Source organism: Paenarthrobacter sp. GQ52 (assembly GCF_059759005.1).
In genome coordinates, this window is the sequence record NZ_JCAXEJ010000001.1 from 197,933 (window position 1) to 220,526 (window position 22,594).

The following is a 22,594-nucleotide window of genomic DNA, read 5'->3' on the forward strand; positions in this document are numbered from 1 at the left end:
GTGGCCATCACCGCAAGCTCCAACCTCACCGTCACCACTATTTCCCTGACAATGGCTGAGCTCGGCCCATTGAACCCGCTGCCGGTGGTGGCAGCCGAACTGGACCAGCCCTATACCGTGGGCGAGGGCGTGCCTGAGGAACTTCAAGCCTCGGCCCGCTACGGAGTGGTGCCCAACGTTTACCCGTACCTCCTGCAGGACGGCTACAGCCGCGACGCGGCACCCAAGGAACTGCCCGCCGTCGTGCTTGAAAACAGCAAACTCAAGGTGACCGTCGTCCCTTCATTGGGTGGCCGCATCTGGGAGTTGTTCGACAAAGCCACAGGCAAGCAGCTCCTGCACACCCACGATGCCCCGCAACTGGCCAACATTGCGCTGCGCAAGGCGTGGTTTGCGGGTGGGCTGGAATGGAATATCGGTACCCGTGGTCATTCGCCCACCAGTTGCGATCCGCTGCACACCGCGATTGTCCACACTCCGGACGGCAAACACATCCTGCGCCTGTGGGAGTACGAGCGGCTGCGGGAAGTGGTGTTCCAGGTGGACATCTGGTTGCCTGCGGACTCGGACGTCCTCTTCGCCGCCGTCAGGCTGCGGAACCCGAACGATCACGATGTCCCCATGTATTGGTGGAGCAACGCAGCCATCCCGGAAACGGATGGCACTCGGGTCATCGCTCCGGCGGATGAGGCTTTCGGCAGTGACTACGCCACCGACATCACCCGGGTCCGGCCTACTGACTATGAAGGGTATGACGGCACGTGGCTGGTCAACAGCCCGCACGCGGCGGACTTTTTCTTCGACATCGATCCTTCCGAGCGGCGCTGGGTTGTGGCAGCGGACGACGACGGCGACGGGCTGGCGATGCTGTCCACCGGCCTCCTCCGCGGAAAGAAGCTTTTCGTCTGGGGCCAAGGACAGGGAGGAAAGCGTTGGCAGGAGTGGCTGAGCCCCGGAGCCGGACCGTACGCCGAGATCCAGGCCGGCCTCGCACAGACGCAGTTCGAACACCTGGTGATGCCGGCCGGCGCCGAGTGGGCATGGGTTGAAGCGTACGGGAACGGGCACCTTGAGCCGCAGACCTCGCACGGTGCCGATTGGGATGCTGCGGTGGCCCACGCCAGCGAACGGTTGGAACAACTCCTGCCCCATGAGGAACTTGAGGCAATGCTTCCCGCGGCCATCAACGATGCCGACATCCCGCCGTCGAAAATGCTGCTGCACGGAAGCGGTTGGGGCGTTGTGGAGCGTGCCCGGCGCGACAGGGCAGGCATGGCCTGGATTGATGAAAGCGGGACACCTTTCGGGGAGGAGAGCGTCACGGCCGAGCAGGAACCGTGGCTTGGGCTGCTGCATGGAAAAGCGTTCGACGGCGCCCCCAGTTTCGTTGCGGGGGCGGACTGGGAAGACTTGCTGGCCGGGCAAGACAGTGCGGAGGCAAAGCTTCATTTGGCCACCATGAAGCATGCACGGCAGGACCTGGGCGGAGCGAAGGCGCTGTATCGCGAGGTATTGGCGGCCCGCGATGTGACGCCCGGTACCAAGGCGCTCGCGCACCGTGGTTTGGGCTTGGCGCTGCTTGCAGAGGGACAGGAAATGCAGGGTCTGGCTGAGCTTCGGAAAGGCGTGAAGATTGACCCTTCAAACTTAGCTTTGCTCACCGAAGCCGTAACGCTCAGCAACCGCCACGGTGACCCGGCCATGGCGCTGGAACTTGCAGAGATGGCACCCAAGGAGGCCGCCGCCGTCGGACGTTTGAGATTCCTGAAGGCGCTGGCGCTCGCGCGGACGGGAAACCCCGGTGAGGCGGCTGCCATCCTTCGCGCGGGCGTCGAAATTCCGGACCTCCGGGAGGGGGAGGACGCCATTGCGGCACTGTGGGAAGAGGTTTGTCCGGGAGAGCCTGTTCCGTTCAGCTATCAGTTCGGGATGCACTAGGGATTTTTCTGGTGGTGCCCGGGTGTGGCCTCCCGCACATCTATGGCAATCTCTGAAAGCGTGTTCTTGACCATTTTTTCAGGATACAGAGGAGCACCGAATTGATCCCCGAAATAGCTGGACTCCCGCCCTTGGAGTGGACGTCGTCCGCTGGTCACGCCAGCTATGACGAGACCGAGGGGACGCTGACGCTCGCAGCCGCGCCCGGGGTTGACTGGACCAACGACTCCCTCGGGGGAGAACCGCAGCACGGCGCCACAGCGCTGGGGTTCAGGGCTCCGGCGGCGTTCTCGTTGTCGGCCAGGGTTATGGTGGCCTCACCACGGACAACCTTCGACGCCGGTGTGCTGACCCTGTGGGCGGACAGTGAGCACTGGGCCAAGCTCTGCTTCGAGTATTCTCCGCAAGGGGAAGCCATGGTGGTCAGCGTGGTGACCAACAGCTATTCCGACGATTCCAACGGGCCTGTGGTGACCGCTCCGTGGGTTTACCTGCGGGTCAGCCGGGTGGGTCCAGCGTGGGCTTTCCACTCGTCACCGGATGGCCGGGACTGGTCCTTTGTCCGGTTGTTCAGGCTGGATACGGAGAAACCTGTGCACGTCGGGTTCATGTCGCAAGCCCCAATGGGGGAGAGCTGCGAGGCCCGTTTTGACACCATCGAATTGACGGAAGAACCTCCGGCGGACCTCCGCGACGGAAGCTAGCGGCGCGCCAACGCAGGCCACGCTGGTGGAACGGCAAGCCTGTGGATATCCAGATGCTTGGATAAGCCAAACAAGGTAAGTTGGCATGGTGATTCCCTCCGTAAAAACTGCCATTGACCGTGCCCCCGGAGTCTCCAAGGAGATCGAGGACGCAGCCTGGTATGTGCTCGGTCCGGCGCTTCACGGGAGACCTTCCGCGCTGGACGGCAGGACGTTGACGTGGACCGCGGATGCTGCGGGCGAGCTTCTCGAAAGGCTCGAACGCGGGGTTGAGGACTCAAAAGCCCCCATGATGACCAACCTGCGGCAGAACCTGGAAGGTGCGTCTCGGGAGGCCAAGCTGCTGGCCGTGGAACTGCTGTTCCTGCAATCCCTGCCGCTCGCGCACGAGGTCAAGTCCCTCAGGGTGAAGAGGGCACGCGTCGCCGAAGCGGCGTCATGGGTTGAGCCGCCCATCGAGCTGCCGGAAGAACTTTACGAGGGGATGACGGACCACGGTGTTATCCGCGACCGTACTGCCGAGTTCAACTGGACCATTTGGGATCATTTGAAGTGGCTGTGCCGTTTCGTGGCCCACGTGGACAGCCAAAGTACGGCCACCATCAACCAAGCCCTTGCTGACCCATTGAAGTTCCACGAACTAGCCGCAGCGACGCCCGAGGATCAGCCCGCCCTTCGCCGCAGCATCGAGTACCTGGTGTGGCCGAGCTACTTTGAGCCCGTGGTGGCCGATGTTGAACGCCAGGAGATCCGGGACGCCTTTGCTTCACTCGTCGGCGGTGCCAAAGGTGACACGGACGAGGACATCACTGCGGACATTCACCGCATTCGCCTCCACTTGGACGAGCAGGCCGGGCAGCGCATCGACTGGTATTCCCGCCAACTGGTGAGTCAGTGGCGCAAGGTGGGAGATCCGGGCCGTCGGTCCTGGCTCCTGCGCACCCATCATGACAACGGTGACCTCTTGGCCAGCTGGGTTGCCGAGGAAAAGGCCACTCTGGACGTGGAGCACCTGCGTACCCTCACGGCGGGCGTGACGGCTGGCGTGGTCCAGCATGCCGTGGACGAGGACTACAAGCACTTGGGCTACGTGGAACGAGAAGACACCAAGACGGCTGTTTTCGCCTTCCTGACAGTCATGAAGCCGGGCGACCTCACGCTGTACCAGCATGCCGGCCGAGTGCGCGTTGGTGTGGTTCTTGGTGAACCTGAACACCACGAGGACAACCGCCGTATCCGCCGCAAGGTCCGCTGGTTCGAGGACAGCTACGCCATCCCCGAGCTGCCCCGTCATGCCCAGCGGCAACTGTCCACTCCGGGCATCATCGTGGACGTCACCAGGGTGATCCAAGCCCTGCAGGAACTACTCCCTGTGGAGGCCGAAACCGATGGTGAGGACGAAGCTCCGCCCACCACCGTCGTCGAGGTTGTCCAGCAAGGTTTCCGGCCCCTGACGGAAGAGTTCGCGGCGTCCCTGCACATGGACCTCGAACCGCTCAAGGAGATCGCGGAACTGCTTGAAGAGAACCGCCAACTGGTCCTTTACGGTCCTCCGGGAACCGGTAAGACCTACCTGGCCAAGCACCTCGCCGCCGAGCTGGCCGGTGACCACACCGACGAACGCGTGAAGCTGGTGCAGTTCCACCCCTCGTATGCCTACGAGGACTTCTTCGAGGGCTACCGGCCGGACAAAACCGACGATGGCCAGGTGTCCTTCAAACTGGTCGCCGGGCCGTTGAGGCGTCTGGCCGAGGAAGCTGCCAAGGCTGAGAATGCGCACAAACCGTACTTCCTGATCATCGATGAAATGAACCGCGCCAACCTGGCCAAAGTCTTCGGTGAGCTCTACTTCCTCCTGGAGTACCGGGACGATCGCATTTACCTGCAGTACAGCCCCAACGAGCCCTTCAGCCTGCCGGACAACCTCTACATCATCGGCACCATGAACACTGCGGACCGCTCCATCGCCATGATGGATGCCGCCATCCGCCGTCGTTTCGCGTTTATCGAGCTGCACCCCAAGGAGGAGCCGATCCGCGGCACCCTGCGTCGCTTCCTCGAAGCCCGCGGGCTGGAGACCCTCAACGCGGACCTGCTGGACGCGCTCAATGACGCGATCGACGATTGGGACCGGGACCTGATGATCGGGCCGTCATACTTCATGAAGAATGCCGCGCAGAACCCCACGGGACTCCGTCGTATCTGGAAGTACGAGCTCATGCCGTTGCTGGAGGAGCACTACCACGGGCAGCTGAACCGGGCGCAGCTGGAGGAACGCTTCGGCCTGGACCAGTTGCTGGGACGTCTTGCAGCCCGCTAAAGCCATCCCGCCCAGGCCGGGCCGGGCGCCCGCTTCGGCCGGCAGCGCGCCTGCCTCTGCCGGGCGGGTCATTTCCGGGCCGCGGCATATCGTCATGGACGAGCTCTCCCGTGGGGTGGTGGACAAACTCGATCCCGAGTCGGCTGCGTTCATCAACACCAGCGGCCTGGCCAAGGCGTCGCCCATGGGCATGGGCCTTTACAGGATTGAGCCTGTTGGCAAGGTGGGTTCAGTCCGGACCGCCTCAGTGCAGCTGGAAGTCCGTCCCAAGGACCGGCTTGGCCTCAGCCGGCTTCTTTTCCTGCTCAGTTACGCCGGGGACCAAGGCTTCCGCGACCATTCCGTGGAGGCCGTGGAGCACCCGGATTTGTGGAGCGCGCTGGCCGAATCGCTCGCCCAGCTGGCAGATAAAGCCCTGAGCCGTGGCGTCCTGCAGGGCTATCTGACCGTGGAAGAGTCCCTGCGCACCGTCAAGGGCCGCATCCGTATCTCGGACCAGATCTCCCGACGCCCCGGAATGATGGTGCCGCTGGAGGTCTCCTACGACGAATTCACGGAGGACATCGCGGAGAACCGCATCCTCCGTGCTGCCTTGGAGCGCATGGGAAAGGTTCCCGGGGTGCGGCCGGATGTCTTGAGCCGCTTGCGGCAACTCAAGGGAAAGCTCGACGCCGTTACCCGGCTTCAGTCCGGAGCGCCGCTGCCGCCGTGGCGCGCCAGCAGGATGAACCTCAGGTATCACGCCGTGCTGCGTCTGTCCGAGGTAATTCTTCGGAACGCTTCCGCCGAGGCGGGCGAGGGCAAGCAGCAAACCGCGTCATTCGTGGTGGACATGGGCCAAGTGTTTGAAGAATTCGTGGGTACAGCCCTGAGGTCCGCCATGAGCGCGCACCCGGGGGAGATGCGCCTCCAGTACGGTGCCTTGCTCAATGAAGCCGTCAGGGACACCGATCGCCTGACGGTACGTCCCGACGCCGTCCACTTCCTGGGTGGCCGCCCCGTGGTGGTCTATGACTCCAAATACCAAGCAGCCTCCGACGCTGGTGCCTCGCTGAGCGCAGACCACTACCAGTTGCTGGCGTACTGCACGGCACTGCGGGTCCCCACCGCTTGGCTGGTTTACGCGGGGGCGGGGGAGATGAAGCTCCGCCGCATTCTCAACACGGACATCGACATCGTGGAGTACCCACTGGACCTGTCCCTGCCGCCGTCGGAAATCCTGGCCGCCGTAGCTGACCTGGCCGAGCAATCGTGGGGCGAAGTAGTACGCCAAGCTGTGGCGGGCCGGTCGGCGTCGGACTAGCCTGATAAGTAAATCTTCACGGATGGAGGCATCATGGCCCGCAAGAAATCGTGGCGCGATATGACCAAAGGCCAACGGATCATGCTGTTGGTCAGTGGAGCGCTGAATCTGGCCCTGCTAGGTGCTGCGCAGCGAAGCATCGGCAAGACCCCGGACGATCAGATCCGCGGCAAGAAGGCCATCTGGCGGGCGGTCTCCTTCATCAACTTCTTTGGGCCCGTCAGCTACTTCCTCTTCGGCCGCCGTCGGGATGCAGAGCATGCAGGGAAGGGCGCAGCGGCAGTAAAACACTGACGGTCAGGACGGCATCTTCACCGTAAAAGTGGTGCCCTGTCCGGGGACACTCTCCAGTGTGATGGTCCCGCCGTGGGCTTCAACAATGGCTTTGCTGATGGGCAACCCCAGTCCGACACCGGGGATGGCACTCTTGCGTACCCTGCCGGCGCGGAAGAATTTGGTGAAAGCCTCGGCCTGCTCCTGTTCGTTCATACCCATCCCGGTGTCAGTGACCCGGCAGAAAACAAAGTCCTGCTCCTCCCAGGCAGCTACTTCCACATCCCCGCCGTCGGGGGAGTACTTGATTGCGTTGGACACCAGATTGTCCAGCACCTGCGAAATCCGTGATGAGTCAACATGGGCTTCCAGCGCATCCGGGAGATCCATCGACAGTCGGATTCCGGCCTTGGCCGCGCGTGGTTCTGCTGAGGTGACGCTGCCACGCACCAACTCCACCACGTCCACTGAGTGCGGCTGTATGACGATCTGGCCCGAGCGCACGGCCAGCAGGTCCGAGACGAGCGTCAATAGCCGCTCTGCATTGCGCCTGACAATGTCGAGTTGTTTGCGGGCTCGGGCATCGAGGGTGTCCGGCTCATCCAGGATGAGCTCGACATAACCAAGGATGGACGTCAACGGGGTACGGAATTCGTGGGAGACATTAGCAACGAAGTCGTCCTTGGCGGCCAGCGCGTTCACCAGGTCCGTGACGTCGCTGAACACCACCACGGAACCGGCGAATTTCCCTGCGTCGTCCACCATGGGGCGTGCACTCGCTGTGAAGGCTCGTTGTTCCTTTCCGGAGCCCAACCACACCAACTGGTCCGTGAACCTTTCACCCAAGACAGCACGACGCACCGGTCGCCGGTCCGCAGCCAGTGGCGTTGTCCTGTCCGTGTCGAAGATCAGCAACTGGGATTCGTTGGGATCGTCGTTGTCCGGGGGAGTTGCCAGGGCATGAGTTTGGCGTTGGCGGCGGTTCATGAGGATGTCGTGCCCATCGCCATCCACAGCTACCACGCCAAGAGGCAGCGCTTCCATGACGGTGTTGAGGAGCCGTTCCTGTTTGGTACTGACGCTCAGTGCTTCCTTGAGTGCCTCGTCCTTCTCTTCCAGGGCGCGCTGCTGGCGCACCATGCTCAGCGTCAGGACACTGACGGAAACTCCGATGCCCAGCATGAGGATAGGGAACAGGAGCGGCTTGGTGAAGTCCTGTTCACTGAAGGTTCCGCGCACGAACAGGGGCACCCAGACAATCCCCAACGGTCCCAGGAAGGACATGACAATGGCGAGCTTCGGGTACAACCCTGAAGCGCACAGCCAGATGACCGGGAGTACCACCAGGACACTGAGGCCGGTGATGGATTCCATCGCGCCTTCCCGGGCGAAGCCGATGGAGACCATGTCCAGGATGGGGATGGTGAGGAAGCTGGCGAAAGGGAGCCGGTGCCACGGCACAATGATGCACAGCGCCAGCAGGAGTGCTTGGCTCAGCAGGAAAATGAGGAACAGCGGATTCTCAAGTGTGGCGGGGAAATACAGCCAAACCAGGATGGCTGAAATACAGACACACACAGACAACGGCAGTTGGCTAAGGACAACGCGCATACGCAGGGTATGTTCATGGAAAGAGCGCCTGAAAACCAACAATTTCTTCTTGTCACCAATATCCCAAGTTGAAGGGTGGGTCATGGCATATCCACCAGAGATGCGGAAGAAAGTCGGTTCATGAGATCAGCCTAACCATAATGGATATACTTCTGAGGTTATCGAAGGGGCTGAGGGGCAGCGATGAGTGAAGCACGTGTGGGGCTGGTCATTGAAGATGACCAGGATATCCGCGAATTGGTACGCGTAGTTCTATCCCAGGCGGGATTTGATGTACATGTCGCGTCCACGGGATCCGCAGGTGTGACATCGGCCCGCGAGCTGAATCCGGACGTTATTACGTTGGATCTCGGCCTCCCCGATATTGATGGTTTTGAAGTAGCTCGCCAGATCCGGAAATCCTCGGACGCCTACATCATTATGTTGACGGCACGCGCCGAAGAGCTGGACACCCTCATGGGTTTGGAAGCCGGCGGCGACGACTACCTCACCAAGCCTTTCCGTCCCCGGGAACTGCGCGCCCGTGTTGAAGCGATGATGCGACGCCCCCGCGCGTCGTCGGAATCCAAGAGCGTGCCGGAAGAAACGGACCCCGAAGTGAGCCACAACGGGCTGGCAGTTTCTGCCGGTTCCCGCACCGCGGTCCTGAACGGCAAAGAGCTCAAGCTGACCCGCACGGAGTTCGACCTCCTGCTTGCATTGCTGGAGACCGGACGGATAGTGCGGACCAAGGCAGACCTCGCGCGTCGCCTACGCAACGAACCATACGACGTCGGCAGTTACGTCAGCGACGCAGATGAGCGTGCCGTTGAGGTACATATGGGAAATCTGCGCAAGAAGCTCGGCGATAGCATCCAGGCACCACGCTGGCTTGAGACGGTGCGCGGGGTTGGTTACCGGCTGGCTCCCTCAAGCAACAACTAAACAAGCCCAACTGGGTCGCAGTTAAGCGCGTTATGAGCCCTTATAACGCGCACTACTGCGACCTACTTGGGTTAGCCGACGCGCAGAGGCTGGGCCGCGATCACTGGGTGATCGCGGCCCTGATTGCCCAACCCGCCCGCACCTTGCGGCGAGCCCAGTTCCTCGAAAAACTCAACGTTGGCCCTGACGTAGTCGGCCCATTCGTCCGGGACATCGTCCGCGAAGTAGATAGCTTCAACGGGACACACGGGATCGCACGCGCCGCAGTCCACACATTCGGACGGGTGGATATAGAGCGAGCGATCGCCCTCGTAGATACAATCCACCGGGCACTCGTCAATGCAGGCCTTGTCTTTCACATCCACGCAAGGCTGGGCGATCACGTAGCTCATGGCCCGCTACACGCCCGTGTAAACGGTTTTGCCCCACGTGTAGAAGTCCAGGGCGGACCTGCCTTGCTCGCGGAAGGTGTTGGTGGATGAATCCTTCACGCCACCGAAGGGAACGTTGAGGTCCAAGCCTGCGGTGGGGCGGTTTACCTTGACCACGCCTGCTTGCGCCCGGGCAGCGAAGTCCGTAGAGAGGGCCAACGAGTCCGTGCAGATGCCGGCGGTCAGACCGTAGCGGGAGTCGTTGATGGCATTCAAGCCGGCTTCATAATCGGCCACTTCAAGAACTGTAACCACCGGCCCAAAGATCTCCTCGGTGACCGCTGCGTCGTCCATCGGCAGGTCGGTGAGGACTGCGGCCGGGAAGAACAGCGGGCCGTTCGGGTCTCCGTCGTAGCTGCCGTGAAGGAGGGTGGCGCCGCGTTCGACGGCGGAGCGCACCGCGGCTTGGTCCTGCTCGAATTGCTGCCTGCTCACCACAGCGCCCATTCGCGTGCCGCTTCCCAAGCCATCACCAGAGGTGTACGCAGCGGCCTCCTCGATCAAGGCCTCTGTGAACGCAGCGCGGATCCCCGGTGTCACGTAAACGCGCGAGGTTGCGGTGCAGGCCTGGCCGGTCAGGCCAAACGCACCAGCAGCTACTACCTGAGCGGCTTTGCGGGCATCTGCGTCGTCCAGCACCAGGACGCCGTTCTTGCCGCCCATTTCCAGCTGGACCCGGGCTCGGCGGGCGTTCAGGATCTCCTGCAGCCCCAGGCCCACATTGGTGGAGCCTGTGAACGACATGCCAGCGATGCGCGGATCCCTGGCCAGCGCATCTCCTACTACACGGCCTTTGCCATGCACCACGTTGAATACGCCTGCGGGCAGTCCCGCGTCCTGCAGGGCACGGGCCAGGTGGTTTGCGGACAATGGTGTGAGTTCAGCGGGCTTGATGACAACGGTGTTGCCGCTAATCAGCGCCGGGGCGGTCTTCCAAGCCGGGATGGCGATGGGGAAGTTCCACGGAGTGATGAGCCCAATGACGCCCAGCGGTTCGCGGCGGGTGGTGATGGTGGTGTCCGGCAGGCCGCTGGGCAGTACCTCACCGGTGGCTGCCCAACCGAGAGAGCCGAAGAAACGAAGGACGTCCGAGGCACGTTTCACTTCGCCCTTGGCTTCGGCGAGTGTCTTGCCTTCTTCGCGGACCAAGTCCTCGGCGATGGCGGCCTGCCGCTCGATCAGCAGGTTCCCGGCAGCGATGAGAATGGCGCCCCGCGACGGTGCGGGCATTCCGGCCCATGAAGACTGGGCTGCTGCGGCTGCTGTGATGGCCGTATCAACGTCCTCGGCTGTGCCGCTGGGGGAGAGGGCTGCGAGTTCCCCCGGCCTGGCCGGGTTCATCCGCTGGGTGTCGGCTTCGCCCAGCCACTGGCCGTTAATGAGGTGTTGTGCGGTGCTTGTTTCGGCGTCGTTGGTGATGGTGGTTTCCAGGGCTGTGGACGTCATGGCGTTTCCTTTGAAAGTAGTGGCGTTTAGAGGCTGCGGATCAGGCCGCCGTCGCACCTGAGCGCGACTCCGGTGATGTACGACGCCGGCGCGCTGCACAGGAAGGCCGCAGCCGCACCGAACTCGGCGGGTTCCCCATAGCGGCGGGCGGGGATGGTCTTGCGCGACTCGAGCTGAATGTCTTCCAGCGTGGTGCCGCGTCGTTTGGCGGCGGCTTGGTCAAGCTGCGTCACGCGGTCCGTGGCGATCCTGCCGGGCAGCAGCAAGTTCACGGTCACCTCGTCCAGGGCGACTTCAGCTGCGAGTGTCTTGAGGTACCCGGCAAGTGCGGCGCGTCCGGTGTTGGATACTGCGAGATTGGGTAAGGGTGCCGACACTCCGCTGGACCCGATGGCCAGGATGCGGCCCCAACGCCGTTCCCGCATGCCGGGAAGGATGTGCTTGACCAGGGCGTGGTGCGGCTTGACCAGCAGATCGAACGCCGCAGCGATATCGTCGGTACTTAGCGTCGCAGCGGCCCCCGGCTTGGGACCCGGCCCGTTGAGTACCAGAATGTCGATTGGTCCGAGGTCGGCGACGGTTTGTTGGACGGCGGATTCGATGCCCTCCGGGGTGGTGAGGTCGGCCTCTATGGCCAACGCGTCAAAACCTGTAGAGCCCAGTGAGCCTATTCCGTACGCAGCGTGCAGTTCTTCGACGATCTCCTTGGCCCGGTCCCTGCGGCGGCCAATGATCGCCACCCGTACACCCTCTGCGGCCAGAGCCCGGGCAACGGCCAAGCCCAGCCCACCGGTGGATGCAGCAATCAAGGCGGTCTTGCCGGCGATTCCGAGGTCCATTAGAAGCTCCCTACAGTTGTTTTCGCGGCTTCCAGCGCCGCAGCAGCTTCGCGAAGGTGTGTTGCCATGCCGGTCCGCAGGCTTTCGGGGAACGCCGCGGCCGGCGAACGGACCCCGGAAGCCTTGATGAGGCCGCGCTCGCGCAGGCACTCCTTGCGGATGGCTAACGCCACCTTGGCTTGTTGCTCGAAATTGATGAGCGGCAGGTATGGCAGCAGCTCGCGATGGGCAGCCTCGTAACCGTCCTGGTGCCATGCCCGGACACAGGCAATGAGGGCTTCGGGGTACGAGAAACCGGTCATGGCGCCCGCCGCGCCGGCCATGAGTTCGTCCAGCAGTCCCTGCCCGCCCAGACCGCCAAAAACAGAAACGTCGACGGCGGGACTCAGCTCCGCGATCGCCACGCTGGTGGGCGGCGCTTCGGCCTTGACGGCGATGACGTAGTGGCAAGCCGAGACCACGGAGACCAGTGCCTTGGTGGGGATGCTGACGCCGCTGGCCAGAGGATAGTCCTGCAGGACTACTTTTGCTCCCGTAGCGCGGTGGATGGCGTCCAAGTGGGCGATCACAGTTTGGGGCGTGGCGGAGTTGGCCTGCACCATTACGGCCGCAAGCCGGGGTCCGGCCACGTCCTGGGCAGCGAGCACTTCCTGAATAGCGGGGCGGGTGGCCAAGGCGGTCACTCCCACAACGAGCGGAAGCGACGTGCATTCCACCACGGTTTCCAGTACCTGACTGCGTTCCTCGACGGTCAGTGCTGCGGCTTCCCCAAAGACGCCAAGGACGGTGAGCCCGGTAGCACCAATGGACTCGTAGTGCTCCACAAGCTCGGCCAAGCTATCCGTGTCCACGTCCAGCGTGCTGCCCTGGAACGGTGTGGCAACAACGCCCCACACACCTGCTGGCAAGGATTCACGCGCAACTGTTGGCTGCATCGGTATCTCCTTCTGTTCGTTTGAGTTGGTGTCCTGCATCAGCGGCCAGGCCAGACCGGCGGGCGCTTCTCCTGGAAGGCCCGGACACCTTCAGCAGAGTCGTCGCTGTCCAACGCCGCCATGAGGGCGGGCAGACGAAGCCCTCGCGCTTCCTTGGCAGTGAGGTGGGTCGTCTGCGTGACCATTTGCTTGACGGCACGGACCGAGGTGGGTGCGCAGGCAAGGATCTGGTCCACCCATCGCTGCACGGCGGCGTCGAGCCCTTCGGCGGGAACTACCTCGTTGACGAGTCCCATGGACTGCATTTCCGCGGCGTCCGCTTTACGGCCGGTCAACAGCATGCCCATGGCCTGCGTGTGGGGGATCCGCCGCACCAGCTGATGGATGCCGCCGTCGAGCGCCAACCGTCCAACACGGGGTTCGGTCAAGCCGAACTTCGCGGTATCGGCCGCCACCACGATGTCTGCGCCGAGCACCATCTCCATCCCGCCGCCCAGGGCGTAGCCGTTGACGCGGGCTATCACTGGGATGTCGAGGGTGGTGCGTAGGCTTAGGCCACCGAATCCGTTGGGATCCAAACCGGCCCAGTACTCCAGTCCGGTCTTATCCACGGCTGAGGCGGACATGTCTGCGCCAACGGAGAACGCCCGTGAACCGGCACCTGTAATCACCACGACGCGTACTGTGGGATCGTTCTCCAGCTGGGTCCAGATCTCGTTGAGCCGGGCCTGGGCGGTGGCGTCCACGGCGTTGAGCACGTGCTGGCGATCTATGACTACCGTGGCCACGTGACTCTCGATGCTGAGGGTGACGGTGTCAACGCGCTCTTGTACGGAAGCCGTCATCGCAGGACACCCAACTGCTGCAGGCGCTCGATGGTTTCCTCATCGAAGCCGTTTTCCAGCAGCACCTCCACGTTGTGCTCGCCGAGACGCGGCGCAGCACGACGGATGGTGGGAGGGGTCGCGGACAGCCGGATGGGCGCGTTCAACATACGGACCGTGCCCACAGCGGAGTGTTCCGCCTCCACGATCATTCCGTTGGCCTCCGTCTGCGCGTCCGCCAGCGCCTGCTCCAGCGTGTGAACAGGTGCGTTGAGTAGTCCCTGCTCCTCAAGCCGGTGGGTCCAGTACTCGGTGGAATTGGTTGCGATGTGCTCCCGGAAGATTGCCTGCAACGCCGGCTTGTTCTTGAATTGCTGTTCCAAGCTGGAAAACTCCGGTCGCTGCGTCAGGTCCTCGTCCAGTCCCAGGGCATCCGAAATGCGGGCCAACGGGTCCGGGGTGAAGCCGCCCACCATGCACACGGCACCGTCCGTGGTTTCGAACACACCGCTCAGCGGCATGGCACCCCAGTTGACCTCGTAACCGCGGTTGAGCTGCATGCACGCCTCTTGCATCTGCAGGTGCAGCATGGAGTCGTACATGGTCACCTCCACTTTTTGGCCCGAGCCGGAGGTTTCCCGGGTGCGCAACGCCAGCAGGATGCCCTGCATGAGGTGCATGCCCGTGATGTAGTCGCACAGGGTGGTGGGGTAGATGGAGGGCTTGGTGTCCTCGGACTCCCGCCGCCACATCACACCCGAGTACGCCTGGGCGATCGCGTCCTGGCCACCCTTATGGGAGTAGGGACCGTCCGGGCCGAAGCCGGTGCCCGATGCCCAGATGATCCCCGGGTTCGTGGCCTTGAGCTCTTCGTACCCGAAGCCCATGCGCTCCATGACACCGGAGCGGAAGTTACTGACCACGACGTCTGCATCGGCCAACAGCCGGTGCAGCACCTCGCGGCCTTCTTCGGTGCGGGTGTCGACGGAGACGCTGCGCTTGTTCCGGTTGATGGACAGGAAGATAGGGTTGTCCTGGCCATCCTGGTCCGGGAAGGAGTTGCGCGAGATGTCACCGGCGCCGGGGCGTTCAACCTTGATGATGTCCGCGCCGTAATCGCCCAGCAGTTGCGTGCAGGACGGGCCCATGAACACCTGGGTGAAGTCCACGATCTTGATGCCGTCCAGCGGGAGCGGGGTAGTGGCCGGGGCAGCTGCGGTGAGTGCCGCCGTCGTGCCTTCTGCCTGTTCCAAAGTCACAGTGCTCATGCCGGCACCGCTGTGGTTGCGTCTACAGTGGCGTTCGACGACGGGACGTCGCCCGGGTCTGCACCGTGGCGGCGCATGCCCTGCTGGATGTCCAGCGCGGAGACGTCGCGGACCAGGAGATTGTTCTCCACTGCCAGGGCTGCGGCGACGCCGACGGCTTGGCCCATGGCCATGCAGGGCGGGATCTCGCGGGACATCTTCTGGGCTTCCGGTGTGGCGGAGTAGTGCCGGCCGGCCACCAGGAGCTGGTCCACTTCCTTGGGCAGCAGCGAGCGGTACGGGTAGTAGTAGTCGCGGCCGCGGGCCACGGTGTCAGCGAAGTGGCGGCGTTGCGTGACGTCGTCCTTGGTCATGACGTACTCGCCTTGCAGGAGCCGGGTCTGGCGGACACCCATCTGGGAGGCGACGTCCAGCATGTAGCAGTTTTGAAAACCGGGGAGGTGAGCCCGGACGTAGTCCACGGCCTCGGAGATACGGTCCCGGGCTGCAAACTCGGCCGCGGTCATGTCTGCAGGGTCCACGCCGTCGAAGCCTGACATGTGCGGGGCGTTGCACCAGACCACGCCATCAATGGGAGTCTTGAGCCACCACAGTTCCCACGCGCCGCCGAGGAGGCGCTTGATCTTGCGGTTGATGGCGCGGGCTTCCTTCGGGTTGGCCTGTTCAAAAGCTTCTGCGGCATTGGTGTCCACGTTGCCGAGGCGGAAGACCAAGGTGGTGAGGTAGTTGTCCTTGGCGTAGCTGGCGCCGGCACGGGAAGCGACGTCGATGTCGCCGGTTGTGTCAATCACGACGTCGGCCATGAAGGCTTGCGGGCCAAGCTTGGTTTCGCAGATGACACCCTTGATCACGCCGTTGTCCACGATGGGACGGGAGAACCAGGAGTGCAGGCGAAGGTCCACGCCGGCCTCGCGGACGAGGTCGTTGGAGACGCGCTTCCAGCCATCGGGGTCGAAGGCCGCTGCGTAGCAGATGGGCTTGGGGTTGGTGTGGGAATGGAAGTCGAAGGTGCCGTAGCGGCCCCACTTGTTCCAGAGTTCCTCGGAGGTCTTGCGGTCATCGGCTGGCGGAACGATGGCCAGGCCCAGCTTCTGCAGCCGTTCCACGTACTCGGAGACGATGCCGGTGACGGTGATTTCCTGGCCGTTGATCATGTCGTCCAGCACCAGGACCATGCCGCCGGAGGCCAGGCCACCCAGGGACGAGTAGCGTTCCAGCAGCGTGACCTTGGCCCCCGAGCGGGCGGCGGTAACTGCGGCGGCCACGCCTGCGGGACCACCGCCAACTACCAGGACGTCGGAACGTGAGATGACCGGGGCGGTGAGGTCCGCCGTCGTAGTGCTGAGTTCAAGCGAGTTCATGGTGAGTCCTTACTTTCCGACGAAGATGCCGTTGGAACGGCGGGCCGCGAGATAGAAAACGATGCTGAGGATGGAGAGGATGGCTACGTAGACCGGGAAAACCCAGGTGAGGTTCAGCGATTGGAGCCAGACCAGGAGGTAGGAGGCTGTACCGCCGAAGAGCGCCACACCGACGCCGTAACCCAGGGCCACACCTGTGCCTCGGATGTTCTTGGGCATCAGGGACGAGCTGACCACGTTGTAGAGGGTCATGTTCAGTACCAGGACGATCGAGCCGCCCAGGAGGACGGCTGCGAAGCCGCCAATGCCCGGCTGGACGTACATCAGCATGAGGAACACTGACGGGATGGCCAGAATACGGGTGACCAGGAACCACTTGGACATCGCCTTGCCGTCCGCCAGCTTGCCGATGATCCAGCTGCCCACCACCAGGATGACGCCAAGGATGGTTGTCAGGGCGAAGACGGCGGTGGGGTCTTCCTTGAAGCCGCTGCGTGCTGCGCTGGGGAGTCCCACGTTCCAGGCGTAGTTGTAGGCTTGTGCCGCGCCCACCACGAAGATGATGGCAAGGACGGACAGCCAATGCTTGCGTACTCCGGACCACACAGCCCGGGGAGTGTTGGTGGCCATTTCCTCGGCCTTGAGGGTTTCGGGCAGTGAGCGGCGGAGGTAGAGCACCACGAAGCCGAACAGTGCGCCGATGATGAAGGGTACGCGCCAGCCCCATTCGGCCATTGCTGCGCCGCCAAGGACCAGGCTGCACAGGAAGCTGATGAGCGAGGCGAGCAGGATCCCGATGTTGACGTAGAACGACATGATGCCCGCCACGTAGCCCTCGCGGCCAACAGGTGCCAGTTCTACCGCGTGTGAGGTGGACAGCGGCGCTTCGATGCCGGTGGAGATACCTTGCAGGATGCGGCATACCACCAGGATGATGCCCGCTGCGGGACCGATCGTTTCATAGCTAGGCGTGACGGCGATGACCAAGGTGGTGCCGGCCATCAGCATGATGGACAGCAGCATCACGCGGCGTCGGCCGATGCGGTCCGCCAGGGTTCCGAGAAGGATGCCACCCAAGGGGCGGAACGCGAATCCGACGGCGAACACTGCCAAGGCGTTCAGTGTCGCCGAGAGCGGATCGGTGTTGGGGAAGAAATTGGGGCCGATGAAGGCGGACAGGAGGCCGAAGACCATCCAGTCGTACCATTCCAAGGCGTTGCCCAAGCCAAGCCCGAGCAAGCCCTTACGGACTTCGGGGGTGAATTTGGTGTTCTTTTGGGGGGATGGGTGACTGGTGTTTGGTGACGGGACTACGTTGTCCGTCGTGGTGGTGTGGAGCATGGAATTGTCCTTACGCTGACGCCCCGGAGGGCGTGGGAGGGTATGACGCAGGAACGCCCGTTGGAGGAGGCGTTTGATGCGAAAGTGGCAAGGATTGTCAGCGGCCACGGTTTCGTGTCCGGACAGTTAAGGGAAAACGCTGGCGCCGTATGGGGGCGGCAGGGTTACCACGCGTGTGGTGCGTTGACCCAGATGGCTACGCATACCTCTTCGTAGCTGTTCTTGTACCAGTGCGGGATCTCTGAGGAGTAGGTGATGGAGTCGCCCTCTTCAAGGCTGTAGCAGACGCCGTCGAGGTAGACGTCCTTACGACCGGAGATGATGTAGCAGAACTCTTCACCGCTGTGGGTAAAGGGGGTGTCGCTTGTGTCGTGCCCTGGGGGCGTGCTGATCCACTGGGCTTCGATGCTTCCATCGCGGTTCGGGGTGAGCAGCTCATGCACTGCTTCACCCACGGACTCGCGGGTGACGTTCTTGAGGTTGCGTCGGTCGGATCTGCGGACCACGGGGGACTTTGATTCTTCCTGCCCAATGAAGAACCTCCCTACGGGGATGTCCAGGCCGTGTGCCAGCTGGGCCAACGTGGTGAAGGAAGGGTTGGCCATTCCGCGTTCGATTTGGCTGACGATCGCTTGGCTGAGGCCGGTGATGTCCGAGAGTTGGGCGAGGGTCATGCCCTTTGCCTTGCGCATGGTGCGCACCTTGTTTCCCACAGTTGCCAGCAGTTCGCTGGTGGCTGGCGGAGCAGGAGTCTCGGTTGTCATTGCCGCATCCTTCGTTGGTGAGCTAACTCACACAACTATAGTGAAGATCTTTACGGAGTCAATGGTTTTTCTTCAATAAGGTGAAAATTTTTACGGAAGTGGGGTTTCCAGTTCCCGGATCGTTGCCGAGACGAAGTGCTCTATTTCGTTGACCAGCGCGCGGAGCTCGTCCAAGTGGGCTGGGCCGGGCAGGAGCCTGATGCTGATTTCCAGCTCCGTGGCCAATCGACTCATGCAAATGGCACCCACCATGTGGCTCGAGGTCTTCAGGCTAAGGGCCGCATCCATGGCGTCTTCGATGTCGAGCTTTTCCACGGCATGATGAAGCCGGTCTACACGCCAAGGAAGAAGGTCCACGTAGTTGCGGACGAAGGTGCTGATGATGGCTTGGTCGCCGCCAAGCTCGGCTTGGAGTTCGGTGAGGACGGTGGGATCCACCAGGGCGTCGGTGCACTCGTCATACTCAGACACCAAATCCCTCCCGCCTCCAAACAGTAGATTCACAATTCAACAGTAGGGCGCGTGGAACTTCCGCAGCGCCATATAGCCAAAGATTGATCCAATCTTGAGCGGACTCAGAGCCACTCTTGATCCCGGCCCCACAAAGTAGTGAAAAGCAGATCTGGGTGTTTCCAGGCTGCATCACGGGAACGGGAAACAACATGGAAAGTGGTGCTCGCACGTCACCGGGCCTCATGCTCATCATCGTGGTCTGTATGACTGTCCTGCTGGGCATTGGGGGGTCCGCCGCCTTCGCACTGTGGCAGCAGAGCTCCCAAACGGCTGTCACAGATCGATCCGCGGAGTCCGCATCGACCACTACCACCGCGCCCACCACAACTGCGCGTTAGTCCACCGCTGATTCCAGAAATTCCGTGAGCCGCTCCTCGAGCATGGATCTGTCCCTCAGCTGACACTCCCAGACCGTGAGCACCTCCCAGCCGGCAGCTTCCAGCTGTTCCCGCTGCAACGCGTCCCTTTCGCGGGTTCGTGTTCTCTTGGCTTCCCAGAATTCCGCGTTCGCTGCCGGGGCGTGCTGCCCTGCCTTGCACTCATGGACATGCCAGAAACAGCCATTGACGAAAATGACCTTGCGCCGGCCCGCGAACACAAGGTCGGGGCGGCCCGGTAGTTGCGCCGTTCCGGCCTTTCCGTGGAGGCGGTACCGGTAGCCTTTCGCGTGCAGGAGCCGCCGGACCAGCAACTCCGGTTTCGTGTTCTTCCCACGGATTTTGGACATGTTGCGGCTGCGCTGCTCCCGCGTTAAAAGGTCCCGGCTCTCGCCCATGCATCAAGCCTACCCAGGCTCTACCACCACTGTTCGGGGGGCTTGGAAGGACAGCAACCGTATCCAGTCCGGGCTTGAATTCTGCAGCCGGACCCCCTTGATGGCCGCTGCTGTTTCATGAACGACGACGGCGGCCTCCAGCTCTGCGAGTTTGGCGCCGAGGCAGCGGTGGATCCCGGAGCCGAACGCCAAGCCGTAGGGTGTCGGTCCCGGGCGGTCGGTCCTGGAATGGTCAACGTCTGCCGCCTCGGTGTCTGCATTTTCGGCCCAAGGAAATCCGTGGTTGCCCGTCAATTCCAGCAGGATCTCTTCACCGGCCGCGACGGCTCGTCCGTCCAAGAAGGTGTCCTGGTTTGCCACACGCCGCCATGTGGGAACCGATGACTCGGTTGCGAGGACGTGCCGGACCAGGTCGCGTGCCTTCAGGGCCGTTGCTGCCTCACTCCACGAGATGCCCCGGGATCCCTCGGCCAGCCGGAACAGCGTGGTGCTGATGAGTTGGGTAGTGGTCTCTTGCCCCGCGATCAGGAGGAAGTAGCCCAGGGAGCAGATTTCCGGTGTGCTCAGACCGTGGCGGGCCAGCGCGTTGAAGAGGTTGGGTTCCGCCGACGCCACAAACTCCACAACCAGTTCCCTCAACCAGCGGTAGAAATCCGCGGCGCTGTGTGCTAATTCGAGTTGCCGGTCAGCATCCGGCCAACCCCAGAACAGCTCCAGGGAGTCCAGGCTCCAGGTCTTCAACGCGGGGAGGTCACGCACGGGCAGCCCCAACATCTCCAGCATGATGACAGCCGGGGGATTTGCGGCGACGGCCTGCACCAGGTCCACGCTTCCCCCAGAGGCCAGACGCTTCGCGGCCCGGGCTGCCGATTCCCGGGCCAAGCCCCGAATACGTGGCTCCATGGCCGCCACTCTTGCCGGGGTGAAGAATCCCGCCACCACTTTTCGAATCCCGGCATGGGTCTCGGTATCGTTGCTCGCAAGGATCGGCGGCAGCGCAAACCGGGCCTTCTGCAATATGCGTAGCGCCTGTCCGCTCAAGGGAGTTACCGCCAGCAGGGCATTTGCCGGACTGAAGTCCTGGGGTCTATGCAGCACTTCCCTCACGGTGTCGGGGTTCCGCAATACCCGGTAAGGACAGCGGCCGGTTCCGGGAAGTCCCGCTTCGGCAGACATCGCCGCGCTCATACCGGCAACCCCTCAAGCCATTCGCCTGCATGAGAGCGGAAAACGGTCGGATCAAGTCCGGAGGCACCGTCAGGAACCGCACCCAGGAACGGAACGGGCCAACTCCGCAGAGTCGCCCGGTTGCTGAGCTCCACCGCACCTGGCCTTGCCGGCCAGCTCCCGAGGACCACCCCCACCACCGGCAGGGTCCGGGAATCCAACGCCTCCAGGGTCAGCGCCGTATGGTTCAACGTGCCCAACGCCGGCCTGACCACCACGGCAAATCCAGCCATGCCTCCAAGGTGCGTGCCGAGATCAGCCAGCGTGCCGCCGTCGTGGTCCAACTCCACCAGCAACCCGCCGGCGCCTTCCACCAGCACGTGGTCGTGGCGGGCGGTCAGCTCACGAATCCGATTGGCATGGGCGGCGAGCGACGGCAAAGTGACCTCGTCCAGTGCCGCGGCAGGTACGGGTGCCATAGGTTCTTCGAGAACCACACCGGCTTCCGACGTCACAGGATCAGCCAACCGTGCTACCTCGGCACAGTCTGAATCACCCAGCGCATTTCCGCTCTGGCACGGCTTGTAAACGGCAACCGTCCGGCCGCGTGCATGAAGTGCGGCGGTGATGGCAGCCGACGTGATGGTCTTGCCGACGCCGGTATCGGTACCGGTGACCAGAATGACAGGAGGCAGTTTCATGATGTTCTCTCCAGGATGCTGCGCAACGTTGCGCAGGCTTGCTCGATGTCCGCCGATGTGAGCGTGGCGCGCGCCGTGAGACGAAGGCGCGACACCCCATCCGGGACGGACGGTGGACGGAAGCAACCCACACGGACACCCGCCTCATGTGCTGCTCGGGCTGCTGCAAGGGCAGCCTCGGCGGACGCCATGGGAATGGACTGGACTGCCCCGAGGGAATGTTCGACGGCGGTACCGGGCCTTCCCTGCGCAGCTTGCAGTCCGGTAGCCAGTGCGGCTGCATTGTGATGGACAGCCGCGGGACGCCACGGCTCGGCCTTGATGACGCCAATGGCAGCGAGCGCGGCAGCTGCCGCAGGGGGAGCCAACGCGGTGTCGAAGACGAAGCTCCTGGCCCGGTTGACCAGGTGCTCCCTGAGCAACAGTGAGCCAAGGACAGCCCCGCCTTGGCTGCCGAGTGCCTTGGAAAGAGTGGCGGTGACGATGACGTTGGGATGGCCGGCCAACCTGGTTCCAGCGATGGCCCCCCACCCTGTGTTGGATCCCGAGCCCGAGACACCCAGGCTATGGGCTTCGTCAACCAGCAGCATGGCGTCATGTCCTTCCGCCAACGCCAGGAGTTCCGATAACGGTGCCGCATCTCCGCCCACGCTATAAATGGACTCCACGGCGATGAGCGCCCGTGGCTGCGTGCGGTTGGCCAGCTTGTCCGCCGCGTCCTGCACACTGTTGTGCCTGAAATTCCGCACCTCGGAGCGGCTCAACCTGAAGCCGTCGATCAGCGAGGCGTGGCATTGCTCGTCGGCCACGATCAACGTTCCCGGACCGCCGAGGGCCGTGGTGACTCCAAGGTTCGCCAGGTAGCCGGAGGAAAAGACCAACGCTGCGTCCATTCCCGTCAGTTGTGCGAGTTCGTGCTCCAACTCCACGTGCAGCTCGGTTGTACCCGCCACCAACCGGGATGAGGTGGCGCCCGTGCCCCACTTCGCGATGGCTTCCCGTGCAGCTTCGGCGAGCCTGGCATCCGTGGCCAAGCCGAGATAGTCGTTGCTGGCAAGATCAACCATCCGGTCGTTCGCCACGCGCACCAACGGACTCCTCACCAGGCCCCGGCGCTCGCGGACCCGGGCCTGCTCCTCCAGCCACTGGGTCATGG

General features: G+C 63.0%; 22 protein-coding genes. 7 read left to right on the top strand and 15 right to left on the bottom strand.

Annotated features, from left to right (window positions below; translation table 11 throughout):
* From AC6CH8_RS00890 to AC6CH8_RS00910, 5 genes are all read left to right on the top strand, one after another.
* Positions 1–1,938 (top strand): DUF5107 domain-containing protein, encoded by a 1,938-nt coding sequence (locus tag AC6CH8_RS00890; protein WP_498188290.1) that lies wholly within the window; start codon positions 1–3, stop codon positions 1,936–1,938.
* Positions 1,939–2,039: 101 nt separating this feature from the next.
* On the top strand, positions 2,040–2,642 hold the full coding sequence (locus tag AC6CH8_RS00895; protein ID WP_498188292.1) for a DUF1349 domain-containing protein: 603 nt from the start codon (positions 2,040–2,042) through the stop codon (positions 2,640–2,642).
* A gap of 85 nt (positions 2,643–2,727) precedes the next feature.
* On the top strand, positions 2,728–4,962 hold the full coding sequence (locus tag AC6CH8_RS00900) for an McrB family protein (protein ID WP_420180344.1): 2,235 nt from the start codon (positions 2,728–2,730) through the stop codon (positions 4,960–4,962).
* Positions 4,963–5,056: 94 nt separating this feature from the next.
* Positions 5,057–6,265: a 5-methylcytosine restriction system specificity protein McrC gene (locus AC6CH8_RS00905; RefSeq protein WP_091465812.1), complete on the top strand. Its 1,209-nt coding sequence runs from the start codon at positions 5,057–5,059 to the stop codon at positions 6,263–6,265.
* 33 nt (positions 6,266–6,298) lie between these two features.
* Positions 6,299–6,559: a PLD nuclease N-terminal domain-containing protein gene (locus tag AC6CH8_RS00910; RefSeq protein ID WP_498188293.1), complete on the top strand. Its 261-nt coding sequence runs from the start codon at positions 6,299–6,301 to the stop codon at positions 6,557–6,559.
* 3 nt (positions 6,560–6,562) lie between these two features.
* On the opposite strand, the gene AC6CH8_RS00915 is transcribed toward AC6CH8_RS00910, so the two are convergent.
* Positions 6,563–8,233 (bottom strand): sensor histidine kinase, encoded by a 1,671-nt coding sequence (locus AC6CH8_RS00915; RefSeq protein WP_498188295.1) that lies wholly within the window; start codon positions 8,231–8,233, stop codon positions 6,563–6,565.
* A 99-nt stretch (positions 8,234–8,332) separates the two neighbouring features.
* Here AC6CH8_RS00915 and AC6CH8_RS00920 point away from each other — a divergent pair, with 99 nt between their 5' ends.
* Positions 8,333–9,073 carry a response regulator transcription factor gene (locus tag AC6CH8_RS00920; protein ID WP_420180347.1) on the top strand — a complete coding sequence of 247 codons (741 nt, stop codon included), beginning with the start codon at positions 8,333–8,335 and terminating at the stop codon, positions 9,071–9,073.
* A gap of 71 nt (positions 9,074–9,144) precedes the next feature.
* Here the strand turns inward: AC6CH8_RS00920 and fdxA are convergent, their stop codons facing one another.
* The 10 genes from fdxA to AC6CH8_RS00970 all read right to left on the bottom strand — a co-directional run bounded on the left by fdxA (position 9,145) and on the right by AC6CH8_RS00970 (position 18,753).
* The gene (gene fdxA / locus AC6CH8_RS00925) at positions 9,145–9,465 is read right to left on the bottom strand and encodes a ferredoxin (protein ID WP_420180348.1); all 321 of its coding nucleotides are present in this window, start codon (positions 9,463–9,465) and stop codon (positions 9,145–9,147) included.
* A 6-nt stretch (positions 9,466–9,471) separates the two neighbouring features.
* The gene (locus AC6CH8_RS00930) at positions 9,472–10,950 is read right to left on the bottom strand and encodes an aldehyde dehydrogenase family protein (RefSeq protein ID WP_498188297.1); all 1,479 of its coding nucleotides are present in this window, start codon (positions 10,948–10,950) and stop codon (positions 9,472–9,474) included.
* A 26-nt stretch (positions 10,951–10,976) separates the two neighbouring features.
* A complete protein-coding gene (locus AC6CH8_RS00935) occupies positions 10,977–11,789 on the bottom strand; it encodes an SDR family oxidoreductase (RefSeq protein ID WP_420180350.1) in 813 nt (270 codons plus the stop codon).
* The gene (locus AC6CH8_RS00940) at positions 11,789–12,724 is read right to left on the bottom strand and encodes a dihydrodipicolinate synthase family protein (RefSeq protein WP_498188299.1); all 936 of its coding nucleotides are present in this window, start codon (positions 12,722–12,724) and stop codon (positions 11,789–11,791) included. Before AC6CH8_RS00940 ends, AC6CH8_RS00935 begins: the two co-directional genes overlap by 1 nt.
* Before the next feature lie 38 nt (positions 12,725–12,762).
* A complete protein-coding gene (locus AC6CH8_RS00945; RefSeq protein WP_498188301.1) occupies positions 12,763–13,569 on the bottom strand; it encodes an enoyl-CoA hydratase-related protein in 807 nt (268 codons plus the stop codon).
* Entirely contained in the window at positions 13,566–14,816 is a 1,251-nt protein-coding gene (locus AC6CH8_RS00950; protein ID WP_420180353.1) for a CaiB/BaiF CoA transferase family protein, read from the bottom strand. Before AC6CH8_RS00950 ends, AC6CH8_RS00945 begins: the two co-directional genes overlap by 4 nt.
* Entirely contained in the window at positions 14,813–16,177 is a 1,365-nt protein-coding gene (locus AC6CH8_RS00955) for an FAD-dependent oxidoreductase (protein ID WP_420180354.1), read from the bottom strand. The genes AC6CH8_RS00950 and AC6CH8_RS00955 overlap by 4 nt, the downstream gene beginning before the upstream one ends.
* 9 nt (positions 16,178–16,186) lie before the next feature.
* Entirely contained in the window at positions 16,187–17,518 is a 1,332-nt protein-coding gene (locus AC6CH8_RS00960) for an MFS transporter (protein ID WP_498188302.1), read from the bottom strand.
* 164 nt (positions 17,519–17,682) lie between these two features.
* On the bottom strand, positions 17,683–18,282 hold the full coding sequence (locus tag AC6CH8_RS00965; RefSeq protein WP_017197698.1) for a helix-turn-helix domain-containing protein: 600 nt from the start codon (positions 18,280–18,282) through the stop codon (positions 17,683–17,685).
* A 90-nt stretch (positions 18,283–18,372) separates the two neighbouring features.
* Positions 18,373–18,753, bottom strand: a complete 381-nt coding sequence (locus tag AC6CH8_RS00970; RefSeq protein WP_498188305.1) for an Hpt domain-containing protein — start codon at positions 18,751–18,753, stop codon at positions 18,373–18,375.
* A 191-nt stretch (positions 18,754–18,944) separates the two neighbouring features.
* Between AC6CH8_RS00970 and AC6CH8_RS00975 the strand changes: the two genes are divergently transcribed.
* On the top strand, positions 18,945–19,133 hold the full coding sequence (locus tag AC6CH8_RS00975) for a hypothetical protein (protein WP_498188307.1): 189 nt from the start codon (positions 18,945–18,947) through the stop codon (positions 19,131–19,133).
* Here AC6CH8_RS00975 and AC6CH8_RS00980 read toward each other — a convergent pair.
* Genes AC6CH8_RS00980 through AC6CH8_RS00995 form a run of 4 tightly spaced genes read right to left on the bottom strand, consistent with a single transcriptional unit; the run spans position 19,130 to position 22,592 of the window.
* Positions 19,130–19,570 carry a very short patch repair endonuclease gene (locus AC6CH8_RS00980; protein ID WP_498188309.1) on the bottom strand — a complete coding sequence of 147 codons (441 nt, stop codon included), beginning with the start codon at positions 19,568–19,570 and terminating at the stop codon, positions 19,130–19,132. The two genes, AC6CH8_RS00975 and AC6CH8_RS00980, sit on opposite strands and share 4 nt — an antisense overlap.
* Before the next feature lie 9 nt (positions 19,571–19,579).
* Positions 19,580–20,758: a cytochrome P450 gene (locus AC6CH8_RS00985; protein ID WP_498188310.1), complete on the bottom strand. Its 1,179-nt coding sequence runs from the start codon at positions 20,756–20,758 to the stop codon at positions 19,580–19,582.
* Positions 20,755–21,438: a dethiobiotin synthase gene (gene bioD / locus AC6CH8_RS00990; RefSeq protein ID WP_091465834.1), complete on the bottom strand. Its 684-nt coding sequence runs from the start codon at positions 21,436–21,438 to the stop codon at positions 20,755–20,757. Before bioD ends, AC6CH8_RS00985 begins: the two co-directional genes overlap by 4 nt.
* Complete coding sequence (locus AC6CH8_RS00995; RefSeq protein WP_498188654.1) at positions 21,435–22,592, bottom strand: 8-amino-7-oxononanoate synthase; 1,158 nt, start codon at positions 22,590–22,592, stop codon at positions 21,435–21,437. The genes bioD and AC6CH8_RS00995 overlap by 4 nt, the downstream gene beginning before the upstream one ends.
* Positions 22,593–22,594 lie beyond the last annotated feature (2 nt).